This window comes from Nonomuraea sp. NPDC049152 (assembly GCF_040648355.1).
GTDB lineage: Bacteria > Actinomycetota > Actinomycetes > Streptosporangiales > Streptosporangiaceae > Nonomuraea.
In genome coordinates this window covers 180077-195600 of record NZ_JBEZDO010000010.1, presented here as the reverse complement: position 1 = coordinate 195600, position 15524 = coordinate 180077, and the positions used below count along the sequence as shown (strand labels likewise).

Annotated in this window: 15 protein-coding genes and 2 pseudogenes; 7 read left to right on the top strand and 10 right to left on the bottom strand. The window is 68.5% G+C overall.

The window, feature by feature from the left end:
• Positions 1-106: 106 nt before the first annotated feature.
• Positions 107-886, bottom strand: a complete 780-nt coding sequence (locus AB0B45_RS20480; RefSeq protein WP_358132577.1) for a SigB/SigF/SigG family RNA polymerase sigma factor — start codon at positions 884-886, stop codon at positions 107-109.
• A 260-nt stretch (positions 887-1146) separates the two neighbouring features.
• On the opposite strand from AB0B45_RS20480, the gene AB0B45_RS20475 reads away from it, so the two are divergent.
• Positions 1147-2259, top strand: a complete 1113-nt coding sequence (locus AB0B45_RS20475) for a glycosyltransferase (RefSeq protein WP_358132575.1) — start codon at positions 1147-1149, stop codon at positions 2257-2259.
• Between the two features lie 116 nt (positions 2260-2375).
• Here the strand turns inward: AB0B45_RS20475 and AB0B45_RS20470 are convergent, their stop codons facing one another.
• Positions 2376-3575, bottom strand: coding sequence for an FAD-dependent monooxygenase (locus AB0B45_RS20470; RefSeq protein WP_358132574.1), 1200 nt, complete (start codon positions 3573-3575; stop codon positions 2376-2378).
• Positions 3576-3684: 109 nt separating this feature from the next.
• Here AB0B45_RS20470 and AB0B45_RS20465 point away from each other — a divergent pair, with 109 nt between their 5' ends.
• A complete protein-coding gene (locus AB0B45_RS20465; protein ID WP_358132572.1) occupies positions 3685-4422 on the top strand; it encodes a TetR/AcrR family transcriptional regulator in 738 nt (245 codons plus the stop codon).
• A gap of 155 nt (positions 4423-4577) precedes the next feature.
• Here AB0B45_RS20465 and AB0B45_RS20460 read toward each other — a convergent pair whose 3' ends face one another.
• The 3 genes from AB0B45_RS20460 to AB0B45_RS20450 form a co-directional block, all read right to left on the bottom strand.
• Positions 4578-5180 (bottom strand): class I SAM-dependent methyltransferase, encoded by a 603-nt coding sequence (locus AB0B45_RS20460; RefSeq protein ID WP_358132570.1) that lies wholly within the window; start codon positions 5178-5180, stop codon positions 4578-4580.
• A 332-nt stretch (positions 5181-5512) separates the two neighbouring features.
• The gene (locus AB0B45_RS20455) at positions 5513-6799 is read right to left on the bottom strand and encodes an MFS transporter (protein WP_358132568.1); all 1287 of its coding nucleotides are present in this window, start codon (positions 6797-6799) and stop codon (positions 5513-5515) included.
• Complete coding sequence (locus AB0B45_RS20450) at positions 6796-8148, bottom strand: M20/M25/M40 family metallo-hydrolase (RefSeq protein ID WP_358132566.1); 1353 nt, start codon at positions 8146-8148, stop codon at positions 6796-6798. Before AB0B45_RS20450 ends, AB0B45_RS20455 begins: the two co-directional genes overlap by 4 nt.
• Positions 8149-8221: 73 nt before the next feature.
• Between AB0B45_RS20450 and AB0B45_RS20445 the strand changes: the two genes are divergently transcribed.
• Positions 8222-8773 (top strand): winged helix-turn-helix domain-containing protein, encoded by a 552-nt coding sequence (locus AB0B45_RS20445; RefSeq protein ID WP_358132564.1) that lies wholly within the window; start codon positions 8222-8224, stop codon positions 8771-8773.
• A gap of 274 nt (positions 8774-9047) precedes the next feature.
• Here AB0B45_RS20445 and AB0B45_RS20440 read toward each other — a convergent pair whose 3' ends face one another.
• Positions 9048-10412: an FAD-binding oxidoreductase gene (locus AB0B45_RS20440; RefSeq protein WP_358132563.1), complete on the bottom strand. Its 1365-nt coding sequence runs from the start codon at positions 10410-10412 to the stop codon at positions 9048-9050.
• Between the two features lie 38 nt (positions 10413-10450).
• The gene (locus AB0B45_RS20435; protein ID WP_358132561.1) at positions 10451-10609 is read right to left on the bottom strand and encodes a hypothetical protein; all 159 of its coding nucleotides are present in this window, start codon (positions 10607-10609) and stop codon (positions 10451-10453) included.
• Positions 10610-10767: 158 nt separating this feature from the next.
• On the opposite strand from AB0B45_RS20435, the gene AB0B45_RS20430 reads away from it, so the two are divergent.
• On the top strand, positions 10768-11334 hold the full coding sequence (locus tag AB0B45_RS20430; protein ID WP_358132560.1) for a nucleoside deaminase: 567 nt from the start codon (positions 10768-10770) through the stop codon (positions 11332-11334).
• A gap of 107 nt (positions 11335-11441) precedes the next feature.
• Here AB0B45_RS20430 and AB0B45_RS20425 read toward each other — a convergent pair whose 3' ends face one another.
• On the bottom strand, positions 11442-12656 hold the full coding sequence (locus AB0B45_RS20425) for a M20/M25/M40 family metallo-hydrolase (protein ID WP_358132558.1): 1215 nt from the start codon (positions 12654-12656) through the stop codon (positions 11442-11444).
• 115 nt (positions 12657-12771) lie between these two features.
• Here AB0B45_RS20425 and AB0B45_RS20420 point away from each other — a divergent pair, with 115 nt between their 5' ends.
• Both AB0B45_RS20420 and AB0B45_RS20415 read left to right on the top strand, forming a co-directional pair.
• On the top strand, positions 12772-13230 hold the full coding sequence (locus AB0B45_RS20420; RefSeq protein ID WP_358132557.1) for an Lrp/AsnC family transcriptional regulator: 459 nt from the start codon (positions 12772-12774) through the stop codon (positions 13228-13230).
• Between the two features lie 30 nt (positions 13231-13260).
• A pseudogene (locus AB0B45_RS20415) lies at positions 13261-13503 on the top strand (hypothetical protein); the annotation flags it as partial.
• Positions 13504-13594: 91 nt separating this feature from the next.
• On the opposite strand, the gene AB0B45_RS20410 reads toward AB0B45_RS20415, so the two are convergent.
• Positions 13595-14224 carry a histidine kinase gene (locus AB0B45_RS20410; protein ID WP_358132555.1) on the bottom strand — a complete coding sequence of 210 codons (630 nt, stop codon included), beginning with the start codon at positions 14222-14224 and terminating at the stop codon, positions 13595-13597.
• Positions 14225-14974: 750 nt separating this feature from the next.
• On the opposite strand from AB0B45_RS20410, the gene AB0B45_RS20405 reads away from it, so the two are divergent.
• A complete protein-coding gene (locus AB0B45_RS20405; protein WP_358132553.1) occupies positions 14975-15343 on the top strand; it encodes a gamma-glutamylcyclotransferase family protein in 369 nt (122 codons plus the stop codon).
• 33 nt (positions 15344-15376) lie between these two features.
• Here the strand turns inward: AB0B45_RS20405 and AB0B45_RS20400 are convergent.
• Positions 15377-15499 (bottom strand): annotated as a pseudogene (locus tag AB0B45_RS20400) (IS5/IS1182 family transposase); the annotation flags it as partial.
• Positions 15500-15524 lie beyond the last annotated feature (25 nt).

The following is a 15524-nucleotide window of genomic DNA, read 5'->3' as shown; positions in this document are numbered from 1 at the left end:
CGCCGGCCTGATCCTGGGACGGCCATGCCGGTTGAGTCCTGCGGGCGAGTAGGTCGTCGTGGGCCCGTGCCGGAAGATCTCCCCGCGGGATGGCCGTCGAACCCGCTTACACGGCGGCCATGAGTGCGCTGCGGAGCTGGTCGAGGACCTTGCGGAGGATCCGCGAGACGTGCATCTGGGAGATGCCGAACTCCTCGGCGATCTCGGCCTGCGTCATGTTGCCGAAGTACCGCAGGAGCAGGATGTTCCTCTCCCGGTCAGGCAGGGCGTCGATGAGCGGCTTGACCGCCTCCTTGTCGACCAGCGTGGCGAAGGCGCCGTCCTCCTCAGGGATCAACTCGCCCAGAGAGGCGCTGTCGTCGCCGGTCCCGACCGGAGCGTCGAGGGACAGCGTGCTGTAGGCGGAGGAGGCGTCGAGGGTGAGCAGGACGTCTTCTTCGGAGATGTTCATCCGCTGGGCGAGTTCGGCCACGGTGGGCGAGGCACCGAGTTCCTGAGTCAGCTCACCGACCAGCCGGTTGAGCTCGGCGCGGCGGTCCTGGTAGACGCGTGGCACCCGGATGGCCCAGGTACGGTCGCGGAAGTGACGCTTGACCTCGCCGCTCATGGTCACGGCGGCGTAGCCCTTGAACGGGTGACCGAGCGTGGGGTCGAAGCCGTTGATGGCCTTCATGAGGCCGACGTAGGCAGCCTGGAGGATGTCCTCGTACGGCTCGCCCCGGTAACGGTATCGCCGGGTGATCTCCAGGACCAGCGGGCGGTGCATGGCGACGAGGCGCTCGCACAGCCGTTCGCGGGCCGACCGGGACGTGTCCGGACGGGCCATCTCCTCAAGGAGGTCCTCGGCGGTCGCGTCATGGGAGGAGATGAGATTCTGGATGGTCACTGCTAACTCCTGAAAGGGAATGCAGGCGGCCCGCCAGATTGAATCCGCGCAGGGGCACACCTCACCGAATGCGGCGATCAAGCCCTCTGCTGGACTTCTGCGAGCCAGTATGCCCCACCGTCGAGCCTTTCAACCATCAAGATTCATCTCTCTTCTGAGGTTTGGACGATCGGCGGGGCGTGGTACAACTGATCTGCCGCTCCACGGCAGTGTCTAAGCAGCAGGCACACCTATTTCCACTGTTTTCGGACAGGTGTGTCATGAAGATTGCCATCGTTTCCGGTGAGTCCCACGCCCAGCGCGCTCAGCTGCTGTCCATCGCACGAGAGCTCGGCCGTGAGCACAGCGTGACCCTCTTCAGCCGACGCAGCAGCGAGGCCAAGCCCGCCGCCCGGATCGGCAAGGGCGTGACCGTCAAGCACCTCGAGGTCGGGCCCGCGCGGGAGCTGACCCCTGAGGAGCTGACGCCGTACCTGGCGGAGTTCGGAGCCTCGCTGAACCGGCAGTGGACCGCGGACCGCCCCGATGTCGTGCACGCCTACGCCTGGACCTGCGGCCTGGCGGCGATAGCCGGCGTGCAGGGGCTCGACCTGCCCGTGACGCAGACGTTCTTCCACCGCCACGGCGGCGACGCCGCCAGGCGGCTGACGCTGCAGCGGGTACTCGGCCGCCGGGCGGATGCCGTGGTGGCCAGGTCGGAGGAGGAGAAGGCGACCCTGGTCAGGCTCGGCGTTCCACGCGAGCGGATCGAGGTCGTGCCCTACGGCGTGGAAGTCTCCAGGTTCCGTCGCCGCACCGCCGCCGAGGCCCAGCAGTCCCGCAAGCGGCTGCTCCACGTCGGCTCGCTCGCGCCCGATCGGGGCGCGCACACCGCGTTGAGCGCGCTGCGTGCCGTACCCGACGTCGAACTCGTCGTCGCCGGCGGGCCGGAGCCCGCCCGGCTGGACGACGATCCGCAGCTCGCCGGGCTACGCCGGCTTGCTCAGCGGTACGGCGTCGCGGACAGGATCACCTTCCTCGGCCAGGTGCCGCACGCGTCGATGCCCAAGCTCATGCGCGGCAGCGACATCGTGCTCACCCTCCCCCACCAGGCGCCCAAGGGGACGGTCGCGCTGGAGGCCATGGCCTGCGGCATTCCGGTCATCGCGTCCGCGGTCGGCGCTCACCTCGACTCGGTGGCCGACGGCGTCACCGGCCTGCTGGTGCCGCCGGACCGGCCCTCGCACACGGCGCGGCTGATTCGGGAGCTGCTGGGCGACCCCACGCGGCGCGCGGCGATGGGGTTCGCGGGAAGCGACCGCGCCAACGCCAGGTACGCATGGGAGCGCGTGAGCCAGGATCTCCTGCGTGTCTACGAGAAGGCCGCCGCCTGAGTCGCCTGCCGCCGCCGGCGACTTGAAGGAGACGGTGCCGGCTTTCGGTGGCGTTGGGGTCGTGCCGCGACGCCAACGCCACCGCGGCGCCGGCCGTACCGCGGTCGTGGCGGCTCTCAGCCCGGGTAGTCGCCGAGGGTGAGATTGCTGGACACCTTCTGGCCCTGGTTGAGGAGCCAGCCTGACACGAGCCGGGAGTTCAGCATCCGGTTGCGGATGCGGATGCGCGTCGAGGTCGCCGGTGCGAGGAACCGACCGGTCCGCTCCCCGCCCTTCTGGCAGTCGGTGGCGTAGTCGCGGAGCCGCTGTTCGTACCGGGCGAACGCGCTGCGATGGTCGCCCCCGGCGGCCGCGAGTTCTCCCGCCAGCACGTAGGCCCCAACTACGGCCATGCCGGTGCCCATGCCGCCGATCGTGGCACCGTAAGCGGCGTCCCCGACCAGTGCCGCCCGGCCCGTGGACCAGTGGTTCACATCGGCGCGGCTGATCGAGTCGAAGTACAGCTCCGACGCGTCCCACAAGGCCTCGATCAGCCGCGGAGCCTGCCAGCCGACTCCGCTGAAGGTGTCGGCCACGATCTTCTTCTGCTGGTCGAGGTCGCGACGATCGTAGTCCAGGGGTTCGGAGGCGAAAACGACGAAGGCGCGGGCCCTGGTGCCGTCGCGGTGATCACCGCCGACGCTGGCGAGTTTGCCGGGAACGTTGTACAGCAACGTCGTGCGGCCCGCGTTGAGGTGGTCTGGCAGATCCCAACCGGCGACGTAGTAGCCGAGGAAGCCGACGAACTGCGACTCGGGCCCGAAGGCCAGCCTGCGCACGTTCGAGTGCAGTCCATCCGCGCCCACCACGAGGTCGAAGGTACGCGGAGCGCCCTTCTCGAACGTGACGTGCACCCCGTCGTCGGCCTCGGTCATGGAGGCGATGGAGTCACCGAAGATGTACTGCGTGGCGTTCCTGCTGCGCTCGTACAGGACACGCGACAGGTCCTCGCGCAAGACCTCCACGTCACCGCCGGCGAACTCGGCCGGCAGGCGCGCCACTTCCCTGCCGGTCTCGTCGACGAAGCTGTACGGGCTTCCACCGGTGTCGAGCCGGCGCAGGTCGTCCAGGATTCCCATGCGCTCCAGCACGGTCAGATGTGTCGGGCCCCGGAAGTCGACCGCGGCGCCACCGCCGCGCAGCGCGGGCGCCACCTCCACCACCGTGGGGTTGAAGCCGTAGCGGCCCAGCCAGTACGCCAGCGCCGGACCGGCGATGCTGGCTCCAGAGATCAACACGTTGCCAGCGCCCGCCGCCTCGCCTGTGGGTGTGGTCATTGCGCGATCCTCCGTTGATGGGCGAAATAACTGTGTCCACCGGACACTATTTTGCGTATGGTAGACACAGTTCGGCGTGGGTGCCAACCCACGAGCTGGGGATGCGGTAGTGGACAAGAACGAAGCCTTCGAAGATCAGACAGGCGTCATCACGCTGCTGTGGGGACCGCGGGAGCGCCCCAGCCGCGGGCCCAAGCCGGCTCTCAGCGTCGAGCGCATCGCGCACGCCGCGATCGAGATAGCCGATGCAGAGGGGCCCGCCGCGGTCTCGATGCAGCGGATCGCGGGTGACCTCGGCTTCACCAAGATGTCCTTGTACCGCTACGTTCCCGGGAAGGCCGAGCTGATCGCCCTCATGATCGACACGGCGATCGGCGAACCGCCGGACCTGGACGGCGTGCCAGATGGCTGGCGGGCCAAGCTGCAGTCCTGGGCCTGGCACATATGGGAGGTCTACCAGCGGCACCCTTGGCTCCTGGGAGCCATCGTGGGCAACCGGGTCTTCGGCCCGAACGAGCTCGGCTGGATGGAGAGCGCTGTGGCCGCGCTCGACGGCACCGGCCTCGACGGTGGCGAGCGACTGGACGCGGTCCTCGTCGTCAACGGCCACATCCGCAACATCGCGCAGCAGACCGTGACCACTGCGGGCACCACCATGCAGCACGCCGAACAGGCGACGGCCTCGACCCTCACCCGGCTACTGCGCCAGCACGGCGACCGCTATCCGGCGCTCACCGCGGCCATAGCGTCCGCCGCCGCGAACTCGTCCCAGGACCAGGGCCTGGAATTCGGCTTGCGGCGCATCCTCGACGGCCTCGCCATGCTCATCACCGACCGGTCGACATGAGATCGGGCCTCGTCGCCCAGGTCATATCCGTCGCCGCCGGCCCTCCGCCTCTTCGGCGCTCTTGGCACATCTGGGCGAGCTGAGCCGGACTGGCATGGCCGCCGCTCGGCCGCGAGACTGTGCGCCACGCCATCGGCCTGGCCGGCTGGCCCAGCTCAGTCCTGTGGCTTGCGCCAGGTGATGCTGTAACGCCACAGAAGGTGGCGGCGATACTGGGAGCCGGGCAGGATCTCGGCGGCCAACTCTCGCATCTGCGGATACGTCACCGGCGGCGGCCACACCGTGGGCGACGGATGCTCCCAGTGGCCCTTCGCGGCGCGGTGGAAGGTACCGACGACGACGCCGGCCAGGTCGCGCGGCAGGTCGTTGGGCATGGTGCTACGGGCCAAACCGATGATGGCCAGGACGCCGCCGGGGCGCAGCAGGTCGCGCATGCGGGCCAACCCGGCGGCGGCGTCCATGTGGTGCAGGGTGGCCACGGATGCGATGACGTCGAACGAGGCGGGCTCGAAGGGGTGGGTGAGGAAATCGCCGAGGAAGTAGTCGACGTCGTCCGGGTGCTCGCGGGCTTGGTCGATGCTGGGCGCGTCAAGGTCGATTCCGGTGACGTGCGGCACGGTCTTCCGGAGTTCGCGGGCAAGCATGCCCTCGCCGCAGCCGATGTCGAGGGCGCGCTGGGCGCCATCGGGGACCGCGCGCAGAATGCGAGGGTGGTAGTGGATGTTGTGGTTCCATCGCCTGCCGTTCTTCGCTGTCATGTGATCATCCTGCCGGACACGGGGCTTGACACGTGCAGGAGCCTGACCGGCACGGCCCCATCGAAGGAAGGCATGGCGCGTCGGCGGGCGAGGTAGGCGCCGGCACACCAGGCGTCGCTCCTCATCATCGCTACCAGCGGGATTTTCCGGAGCCGGCCACCCGGCCGCAGTTGTGCCAGCGCTCAACGGTCTCGACCTGAGTTGGCTGCGCTGGTGCTGCCGAGTGACCACCGGCCGGAATACCCGGCCGGTGGTCACGGAGCCCGGTCGGCGTCGCAGTCGTTTCGGCAAGCCGGAAGCGCCTCCGGATGGCCTGCGAACCAGACGCGCCTTCACACCTTCTCGTGCTGGCTTGTCAGATTGGTCTGGCTTGTCGTGCGGACATAACGGTCACTGGCCAGCACGCCGACGAGCGAGAGCACGGCGAGCGCGGCAAGCCAGAACGCCGGTGCGAGGGGCGTGTCGAGGGTTGCGATCAGCCAGGTGACGGCGACCGGTGTGAGGCCGCCGAAGAGGATGGCGCCCACGTTATAACTGATGGACAGGCCGGTTCCCCGGGCTGTGGTCGGGAAGAGTTCGGCCATGCGGGCGGCGAGGGGTCCGGTGTACCAGGGTTTGATCAGCCCCATCAGCGTCATGACGATGGCCATCGTGGCAAAACTCGGCGCGGCTTGGAAGAGCAGGAACAGCGGGATGCCGGAGACGGCGATGCCCGCCGCCGCGATGGTGAGCATCTTGGTGCGGCCGATGACGTCGGAGACGTGGCCCGCGAGCGGAGCGATCAGCACCATGATGGAGCCGGTGATTATGACAGTGGCGAAGCTGGTCGACGCGGGCAGATCGTATTGCCGGATGGCGTACGTCGGCATGTAGGTGATCAGATAGGAGTAGGCAGTGGACACTGCGAGGATCCCGATGCAGAGCGCCATCCGGGTCTTGTGTGAGCGCAGTGTCTGTGCCACGGGCTGCTTCAGCTGGTCAGTGCGGCGCGCCTGGCTGAACTCCGGTGTCTCACTGAGGTTCTTGCGGATGTAGTAGCCGACAGGGCCGAGCAGCAGACCGAACGCGAAGGGAACGCGCCAGCCCCACGCCTCGAACTGCGCGTCAGTCAGGGTGCTGCTGGTGATCGCGAGCAGCAGGGTGGCCAGAACGGTGGCGAAGGCCTGGCTGGCGCCCTGCCAGCTGGCCATGAAGCCGCGCCGGTTGGCGTTCTGCTCGACGAGATAGCCCGTGGCGCTGCCGAACTCTCCGCCCGCGGAGAAGCCTTGCAGCAGCATCGCCAGCACCATGCCGATCGGTGCGGCGATACCGATCGTGTTGTAGCTGGGCAGGAACGTGATAATCAGCGTGGCGAGCACCATGATGCGGATGGAGGCCATCAGTGCGGGCATCCGGCCCGCGCGGTCGGCGTAGGCGCCGAGCACGAGCGCGCCGATCGGGCGGACGACATAGGCGAGTGCGACGGTGCCGAACGCCAGGAGCAGTGAGCTCTTCTCATCCTGGCTGGGAAAGAATTGTTTCGCGATGGTGCTGGCAGCCAGGGTGTACGCGGTGAAGCTGAGCCATTCCAACGCGTTCCCGACCGATGCTGCGGCCACGGGCCGCCACTTGCCGGTCATTTTGCACCACCGATGCTGCGCAGGACCGCGGCCGCGGTCACGATGCCGTCATGGAACCGAGCGAGTTCGAAGTTCTCGTTGGGAGCGTGGTTGCGCTCGTCGACGTTGGCCAGCGGAATGCCGTAGCAGGGCAGTCCGAGCCCGTCGGTGATGCCCGCGATCGGCAGGCTGCCTCCCATCGCGGGCGCGAACAGCGCTGCCTTGTCCGCCGTGGCGCTCACCCCATCGAGCACCGCCTGCGCATAGGGCGCGTCCAGCAAGGTACGCGAGGGCTCCATCATGGCCTTGAACACGACCTCGGCGTGCGGAAGGCGGGCGGCCACGTGCTTGCGCACCGCATCGACGACCGTGGCGGCCCGTTGGCCGCAGGCGAGCCGCATGTCACAACGGGCGATCGCGACCGACGGGATCACCGACCGGTGCTCCTGATTGTCCAGGCATGTGAGCGAGTTGATGGTGAAGGTGGGCAGCGCCAACCGCTCGTTGACCCCGGCATCGCCGCACGCGTCCATGCGGTCGAGCCCGACTCCGGCCAGTAGCTCCTGCGGGGCCACGGGCAGCAGGTCAAGTGCCGCACGCTCGGCCGTGGTCAACTCGGTGGTGCCGGCGTCGTAGCCCTCGACGAGGATGCGTCCATCGGGTGCCCGCATCGTTGACAGCAGCCACACCAGCTCCCACGCCGGGTTGGCCGCGACGTTGCCCCAGTTCCCCGAATGCAACGCGGTATTCGCGCCCCGCACCGTGATCTCGAAACTCACCGCACCGCGCACGCCGAGCAGTACCGTCGGCTCGTAGCTGTCGTGAACCGGCCCGTCGCTCCACACCGCGACGTCCGCGTCGAGGTCCGTGCGCATCCCTGCGAGCGTGGCCGCGAGGTGCGGACTGCCGATTTCCTCCTCACCGTCGAGCAGCACCGTCACCGAGCAGGGCAGCCCCTCCTCGCTCTCGCGCAGCGCGCGTACGGCGAGCAGCTGCGCGAAATGCTGCCCCTTGTTGTCGCCTGTGCCGCGCCCATACATCCGGCCATCACGGATCGCGGCCTCGAACGGCGGGCTGTCCCACTGCTCGAGCGGGCCGGCGGGCTGCACGTCGTAGTGCCCGTAGATCACCACGTGCGGGCTGCCCTCGGGACCCGGCGCGTGACCAGCCACCAGCGGCCACCCGCCCGTCTCGACGAGCCGCGGAGCGAGGCCGCTCGCGGCCAGCAATCCCTTGGCGTGCTCGGCTGCCTCCGGCATGCCCTCCCCGGTGGCACTGACGCTCGGCACCTCGATCCAGTCGGCCAGCTCCTGTTCGTGCCGCGCCCGGTTACACGCCACGTATTCCTTGATGTCCTCGATCGATTCCATGCCACCGCCCCTTGCCATTGCTTCCACAAAGTGAAATCGATCCCAATACTGCGCATCGGTTATACTGCTGTCAATGGCTGAATCCGTGCTGTCGATGGCTGAACCGGAACCGCGCAGGCGGGCGACCCCGCAAGACCTGCGCGCCCTGACACACCCGCTGAGCTGGCGCATTCTGCGCCTCTGCCTGGAGAAATCACAGACCAACCAGCAGCTCGCACAGCGGCTCGGCGTCGCGCCGGCCACACTGCTACGCCGAGTGCGAGCCCTCACCGACGCCGGCTTCCTCATCGTCGAGCCACCCCGTCAGGGCGAACATGGAGCATGGGAACGCCCCTACCGCGCCACCGGTGCAACCTGGCGTCTCGACCTCGGTACAGGTGCGGACCAACTGACCGGTCAGATCGACCTGGCTATCGTCGATGCCCACCGCGCTGAACTCGTCGAGAACGGCCCGACCCCCAACCAGCACACCCGACGCGCGATCCTGCACCTCGACGCCGAGGCCCGCGCGGAACTCGACCAGCGGATCGACGCCCTCCTCGACGAATTCGAGAACCGATCCACACCGGATGGCACGCCGATATCCGTCCTGTGGAACGCGGTCGAGCAGGGAAACACGCCGTAGGGCGGGCGCGCCGGCACGGAGTGGCCAAGGCGATCTTCGCCGCGATCGCATCAATCGCCTCCCACACCTGCTCCAGCCGCAGTTCCTCGCCGTACTCGGTGACCTCCAGCAGCATCGCCACTGCGGCCGCCGGCGTTGCCGAGTGCCGCGCCGGCTTGGGGTGCCGGCTTGGGGTGCCGGCGAGCCCGCTCCTTGTCGGTGGCGCTCTCGGCCTTGCCGATCAGCTCGGTGGTCATCAGCAGCCCCTGCTGAGCAGGATCCGCGACGCCAGGCCTCACGCGCTCAGGTAGGAATGGAAGACGCCGTCGGGATCCCACCGCGCTCGCACCGCTCGCAGGCGCTCCCACGTGCCGGGCGTGAACGACCGCCGGGCCCGGGAGGGAGCGGCCGGCAGGTCGGTTTCCGCGATGTAGTGCCCGGTCGCCAGCGGGCCGACCTTGCCCAGCGCCTCACGCAGCCAGCGGAGGTTGGCCTGGTCGTGCGCCGGGTCCTGCCAGATCGCATACCCGACGGCATAGCTGGTGCCCAGCATCGAGAAGGCCATGTCGGGCCATGGGTTCCCTGCGGGCGCGGCGGGCGGAATGATCGCGAGCACGACCGACTTGTCCGAGGGCGCCTTGGCCACGTCGTCGGCGAGGCTCGGCAGCAGCGCGCCGAGCTCCTCCCTCGACCAGAGGGTGTCGGCGGCGTAGCGGTGGTTCGGCGGCCAGAGCGCGTCGGAAAACTCGAAGAGTGTGTCGAAGGTGGCCGGCGCCCTCGTCACGCGGGTCAGAGAGCGCTCGGCGAGGGGGCAGGCGTGGAAGGCCTCGAGCGATCGGGCCGCCTCGTCCTTGGAGCCGGCGAAGGAGGTGGCCGTGACGACGACCGCCTTGGTTCCCTGCGTCGCAGGCGCCGTGCCGAGCACGACGCTCAGCTCGACCATCGAAGGGAGGACCGCCGCCACCTCGGATACCCAGGAGGTCACGTCCGCCACCTCGGGGAGCGCGAAGACGTAGGTGCTCGTGGTGATCGCCTTCGGCAGCGGTCGCAGGCGGAGCAGGAACCGGGTGACCACCGCGAAGAAGCCGGGCCCCGCGCCGCGCGCCGCCCAGAAGAGGTCGGCGTTCCCGTGCTCGCTGCACCGGACGACCTCGCCGGCCGCCGTCACCGCCTCGATCTCCTCGAGTCCCAGGCAGGCAGGCCCCCATGCGCCGGGGTTCCAGCCGAGACCGCCGCTCAGGATGAAGCCGCTCAGCGCGACGGAGCCGCAATGGCCCACGGCGAAGGCCAGCCCGTGCCCGGCGAGCGCGGCGGCGATATCCCGGCCCCTGGCGGCGGGCTGCACGCTCGCCCTGGCCGAGGCGGGATCGACGGCGCACGCGTCGAGCTGGGAGAGATCGATGAGCATGCCCCCGTCGCGCAGCGACGTGCCGACCCAGTTGTGGCCGCCCCCTCGTACGGTGACCCGCAGGCCGGCCGACCGGGCGAGCCTGACGGCCGTCAGGACGTCGCGCTCGGAGGCGGCCCGGACGATCACGTCGGGATACCGCGGCGGCTTGAGCTCGTTCCACACCATGGCCGACCTGATGTCCTCGTAGTCGGCATCGCCTCGCAGGATGAGTCGCCCGTCGAGGTCCCGGTCGAGCTCGAATGCGGACATGCGAACCTCCCGGTGCGCGCCCCCGTTGACGAGAGACGTCACGCGTTCGCCTCGTCGCCCGGCGTCTCCCCTGCGAAACGGCCGGCGCCCAATGGGTCGAGCTTTGAAAAGCGAAACACTGCCGCCTGTTCGCCGGATATTGGCGGATAATCCTCCGCGCGTTCGAAGTCGGCGAAAGAACGCACGGCATCATCCATTCTCCGCCGCACCTGAGCTGCCCGCCCCAGCTCGAATGGGGCTCTACCTGGGCAAGTGTAGTCCAGGGCCGCCCAGGGAAGGAACAAATCGACAAATAGGATATGACAGATGATCAGGTCGAAACTTCAGTCGTTATTTACCTGACGGAGGTCATGAAATGGAGCCGAAGGATTTCATGGCAGAAGCCGTACGGCTCGCCACAGAGTCCGTCGTGAACGGCTGGGGCGGCCCATTCGGCTCGGTCATCACCAAAGACGGGGAGATTGTCGCGCGCGGGCAGAACCGTGTCCTTCTGACCGGCGATCCGACCGCGCACGGCGAGGTCGAGGCCATCCGCAAGGCCATCCAGGTCCTCAATCCGCGGGCTCCCTCCCTGTCGGAGGAGCACCACAACGAGTCGACGCTCGAACTGGTGCCGAGGCCCGAAGGATCGCCCGACCTCCTGCCCGAGCGGGCCAGGATGCTCATGGGCTGCTCTCTCTACACGAGCGGGGCGCCGTGCCCGATGTGCATGAGCGCCATCTACTGGTCGAGGATCGACACCGTCCACTTCAGCTCCGACCTCGAGGCGACGAGGAAGATAGGTTTCGACGACGCCTTCCAGTACGAGGACTTCGCGCGGCCCCTTTCCGAGCGCAGGATCCTGATCGAGCAGATCTACCCGGAGCTCGGCGCCCAGGCCTACGCGACGTGGACGGACAAGGCCGACCACCACCCGTACTGATCATCGATCCCGGCGTTCGCGGACCGGCCCGAAGCCACGCTCCTACGGCGGCGCGGGCGATCTCGGGCCGGTGGCGATGGGCGCGGACTCGTTGAGCGCCTCGGGCGTCACGACAACATGTCGCCCGCGTAGAGGGCGTAGACGGTGGCGCAGCGGCGCATGGCGGCCTCGTCGATGTACTCGTCGGGGCCGTGTGAGACGTCCAGGCGGCCCGCGCCGTACCCGAAGGCGGGGATGCCGAGCTGTGCGTACCAGCGGATCTCCAGAATTCCCGCGCACATCTCGAACCGGGCGGGCGCGCCCTGCACGTCGGTGACGACGCGGGCGAGCGCGACAGCCGCGGGATGGTCCTGCTCGGTGCAGGCGGAGGGCTGCAGCTGGGTCGTGTGGATCGACACGTCGGCGTCGATCTCGCGGGCGGCGTCCTCGATGAGGCCGGTCAGGCGTTTGAGCTCGCCCTCCAGATCCTCTTCGGGGTTGTAGCGGCCATCGACGGTGAAGAACGCCGAGCCGGGCACGACGTTGAAGTTGGAGCCGCCGCCGGACAGGCCGCCGACGACGAGCATGGTGCCGCGCGCGTCGCTGACGTCCATCGGGAAGCCGGTGTGCCGCTCGGCCATTTCGGCGGCGTACCGCTCGACGGGGCGGGCGATGTGCAGCATGTGCTGGAAGGCGTTCACGCCGAGGTTCGCCTGTCCGACGTGGGCCTCGCGGCCTCGCATGTCGACGCGGACGGAGACGGCACCGCGGGCGGCGTTCCAGATGCTGCTGCCGCTGGGTTCCGCGGTGACCATGGCGAGCGCGGCCGGCTCGATCAGCTCCGCGGCGCGCAGGTGCCCGGCGCCCACGACGCTGCCGGTCTCCTCGTCACACACCAGGTGCACGACGATCCGCCCATCGCCGAGCAGCCCCAGTTCCTCGGCGGCCGCGGCGCCGTAGAGCATGCTGACGATGCCTCCCTTCATATCCGCCGCGCCTCGGCCGATGATCCTCCCGTCGCGGCGTACGGCCGTGAACTGCCCGCGGTTCTGGGCGGGCACCACGTCGAAGTGGCCGTGGAAGTAGATGAGCTTGTCACCGTCGCCGGCGGTGCCGCGAACAACGCACGGGTCGTCAAGCTCACCGGACGGGTCGACGATGTCGATGATCTCCGGTGCCAGGCCCAGGCGGTCCATCGCCTCGCGCAGGACCTGCGCGCAGCGGCCGAGCGCGCGTCCGGGCGGGTTCTCGGAGTCGACGGCCACGAGACGTTCGAGCAGGTGCGCCATCTCTTCGGCCCGTTCGTCCAGCCAGGCCTCGACCTGTGCGGCACGGTTCGTCATGAGCTTCACCTTTCCGGTCTCGCGTCCTGGCATCCGAGGTCGGCACGAGCTGGCAAGTAATTCTAGGTCGAAATCGACCTCATATGGTTTCCGATTCTGGCTCTATAATCGCCTTGTGAGCAATGAACATGCACTTGATGAGGTGGACAGAGAAATTTTGTTTCTCCTCCAGCAGGACGGCCGGCTGACCAACGTCGAGCTCGCCCGGCGCGTGGGGCTCACCCCTCCTCCGTGCCTGCGCCGGGTGAAGCGCCTGGAGGAGGCGGGCATCATCACCGGCTACCGGGCGACCGTCAACCACGAGGCCCTGGGCGGAGGGCTGGAGGTCATCGTCTCCATCGAGGTCAGCGTGAGTGATCTGAAGACCTTGGAGGAACTGGAGAAGACCATCGCCGCCTACGACGAGGTCGTCGAGTTCCGCCGCCTGTTCGCCACCCCGGACTACCACCTGCGCGTCCTCGTCGCCGACTACGCCGCCTACGAGGCGTTCCAGACCGGAAAGATCATCGGCATTCCTGGCGTGGCCCGGGTGATCTCCCAACCGACCATGAAGAAGATCAAGGTCCTCGACTGAGCCGGCCTCCATGGCCCTCCATTCGGGTCCGTGTCACCGGGGCCGTTCCATCGCACTCCGAGGGCCGCCACCTGGAACCGGCACCTGGCCACCGATGGCCGAACCGCTCCCGAACCGCAGGCCAACCCGGCATCAGCACCTCGGGAGCCTTGGCCGCTACGTCCGGCTCGGCAGGCCTCCGCCCCGGAGACCGAACTGGTCGGCGAGGCGGGATCGGGCGAGCAGGCCCTCGAGCTGGCCAGGCAACTGCGGCCCGACGTGGTGCTCATGGACATCACCATGCCCAGCATGAACGGCGTCGAGGCCACCCGCCGCATCCTCGACGAGTACCGCACGCAGGCCGTAGCGGAAGATCGGGTGGTCGTCAGCGAGCAGGATCCGGATCATGCGTGCTCCTTGGCCAGCGGAAGACGCGCGACGATGCGGGTGCCGCCGGCGTCGGTGGAGACGGTGAGGTCGCCGCCAGTTCCTCGGCGCGTTCGCGCATCGACGCGGTGCCCACCCCGGGCCGGTCAGTAGAGGCAATGCCGGTACCGTCGTCGCACACCACAAGTGTTACCTCGTGATCGGCGATTTTCAGGTCGATTAGGCAGCAGTCGGCGCCGGAGTGCCGGATGACGTTGGTGACGGCCTCCTGCGCGATCCGGTAGATGGCTACCTCGACGGCGGCCGACAGGGTGGGCAGCTCGGGGACGCGCACGGTGGCGGCCAGGCCCGCTTGCTCGGCAGTGTCTCCCAGGTGTTTCAGCACGCCGAGGAGGCCGAGTTCGTCCAGGACCGGCGGACGCAGCAGGCGTGCCAGGCGCCGCACCTCTTCCAGCGTCTGGCTGCTCTGCTCTTTCAGCGCCTGCAACAGCTCATCCGCACCGGCTGTGTCGCTGGCCATGACGGCGCGTGCGGTGTCGACGGTCAGGGCAATGCCACTCAGCGCCGGGCCGAGTGAGTCGTGCAGGTCGCGGTGGATCTTGCGGCGTTCTTCCTCCTGGGCGAGCACGAGGTCCTCCCGGGTTTTCTGCAGGTCGGCGACGAGCCGGTGGATGCGCAGCGATTCCTGCGCGCCGTACAGAGCCGCCGCAGTGGCTGGCCAGGTCAGCCAGCAGCCACCGATCCCTGGTGGACAGGTTGTCGCCCGGGGTGGCGAGGTGCAACCGGCCGAACGTCTCGCCCCGGTGGCCGATGTCGAAGCTCTCGGTGAGGCTCGCAAGAGTTCCGGTGCTCGCGACGATCTCGCCCGCCGGTTCGAGTGCGGCATAGGGCGCCTTGATAGTGCGGGCGACCGTCCCGACGATGGCTGGAGGTAGGTCCTCGGGCTGGACGACGCCGCTGAGCTGCTGGCCGAGTCTGGACAGCACCACGTAGGGGTCGCCGCGCTCGCCGTACACCCACCGGTTGACGCGGCGCTGGACACGCTCGCGCAGCGGCTGAAGACCAGCGCCACGGCGGCCGCGGCGATGACAGGGAGCACTGCGCGGGCCTCCGAGGACGGCGGCCGGCGACGCGCTATCGGCGTCCACAACAGCCGCGCCATCACCTCTCACGTCCAGTGAGACGGCCGGGTAGGTCTCGAAGTGGCTGCCTTCAAGCCAGACGTGCGCGACCGCCGAAGGGCCGCCATGCCCCGGGGCCGCAACGCGCGCGGATCATGTCCTGGTCGCGTTCGGCGATCACCCGGGTGAGGTGGGCAAGCAGAACTCAGGGCCGGCCGTACTACAGACACGATTAGGCATACGGGCAAGATGGGGGCATGGCGATCTCCCAAGATGACCACCCTGTCCGCCTGTTCTCTTACGGAACTCTGCAAGATCCCACGGTTCAGAAGGCCAACTTCGGCCGCGAACTGGCCGGCAACCCGGATTCGCTACCCGGCTACGAACTATCCATGGTGGAGATCACCGATCCGGACGTGGTCGCGGTCAGCGGGGCGGCGCTTCATCCCATTGTGCGGCCCACCGGCAGGCTCGAAGACGCGGTCGAGGGCACGGTGTTCAGCATCTCCGAAGCCGAACTTGCCATGGCAGACGACTACGAGGTGGACGACTACACCCGGATTCCGGTGGTCCTTGGTTCTGGTACGGACGCCTGGGTGTACGTCCAGGCGGACCTGGTGCGGTAGCACTCAGTGACACTCCCCAGTCTTACTTAGGTCCTAACTCATTGAGGCGAGCCGACGCCAGCAGATGAGCGCGCAGGCCAGCCTGAGGAAGGCTTGGTGGATGTCGGCGCGGATCTCCCAGCGAATGCGCAGCCGTCGGGAGGCGTGCAGCAGAGCGAAGGCGTCGGCTCGGACCCGGGCC

Excerpts from the sequence above, each read along its gene's own strand:
- AB0B45_RS20475 (WP_358132575.1), top strand. The coding sequence starts at position 1,147 with ATGAAGATTGCCATCGTTTCCGGTGAGTCCCACGCCCAGCGCGCTCAG.
- AB0B45_RS20470 (WP_358132574.1), bottom strand. The coding sequence starts at position 3,575 with ATGACCACACCCACAGGCGAGGCGGCGGGCGCTGGCAACGTGTTGATC.
- AB0B45_RS20460 (WP_358132570.1), bottom strand. The coding sequence starts at position 5,180 with ATGACAGCGAAGAACGGCAGGCGATGGAACCACAACATCCACTACCAC.
- AB0B45_RS20455 (WP_358132568.1), bottom strand. The coding sequence starts at position 6,799 with ATGACCGGCAAGTGGCGGCCCGTGGCCGCAGCATCGGTCGGGAACGCG.
- AB0B45_RS20450 (WP_358132566.1), bottom strand. The coding sequence starts at position 8,148 with ATGGAATCGATCGAGGACATCAAGGAATACGTGGCGTGTAACCGGGCG.
- AB0B45_RS20445 (WP_358132564.1), top strand. The coding sequence starts at position 8,222 with ATGGCTGAATCCGTGCTGTCGATGGCTGAACCGGAACCGCGCAGGCGG.
- AB0B45_RS20440 (WP_358132563.1), bottom strand. The coding sequence starts at position 10,412 with ATGTCCGCATTCGAGCTCGACCGGGACCTCGACGGGCGACTCATCCTG.
- AB0B45_RS20435 (WP_358132561.1), bottom strand. The coding sequence starts at position 10,609 with ATGGATGATGCCGTGCGTTCTTTCGCCGACTTCGAACGCGCGGAGGAT.
- AB0B45_RS20430 (WP_358132560.1), top strand. The coding sequence starts at position 10,768 with ATGGAGCCGAAGGATTTCATGGCAGAAGCCGTACGGCTCGCCACAGAG.
- AB0B45_RS20425 (WP_358132558.1), bottom strand. The coding sequence starts at position 12,656 with ATGACGAACCGTGCCGCACAGGTCGAGGCCTGGCTGGACGAACGGGCC.
- AB0B45_RS20405 (WP_358132553.1), top strand. The coding sequence starts at position 14,975 with ATGGCGATCTCCCAAGATGACCACCCTGTCCGCCTGTTCTCTTACGGA.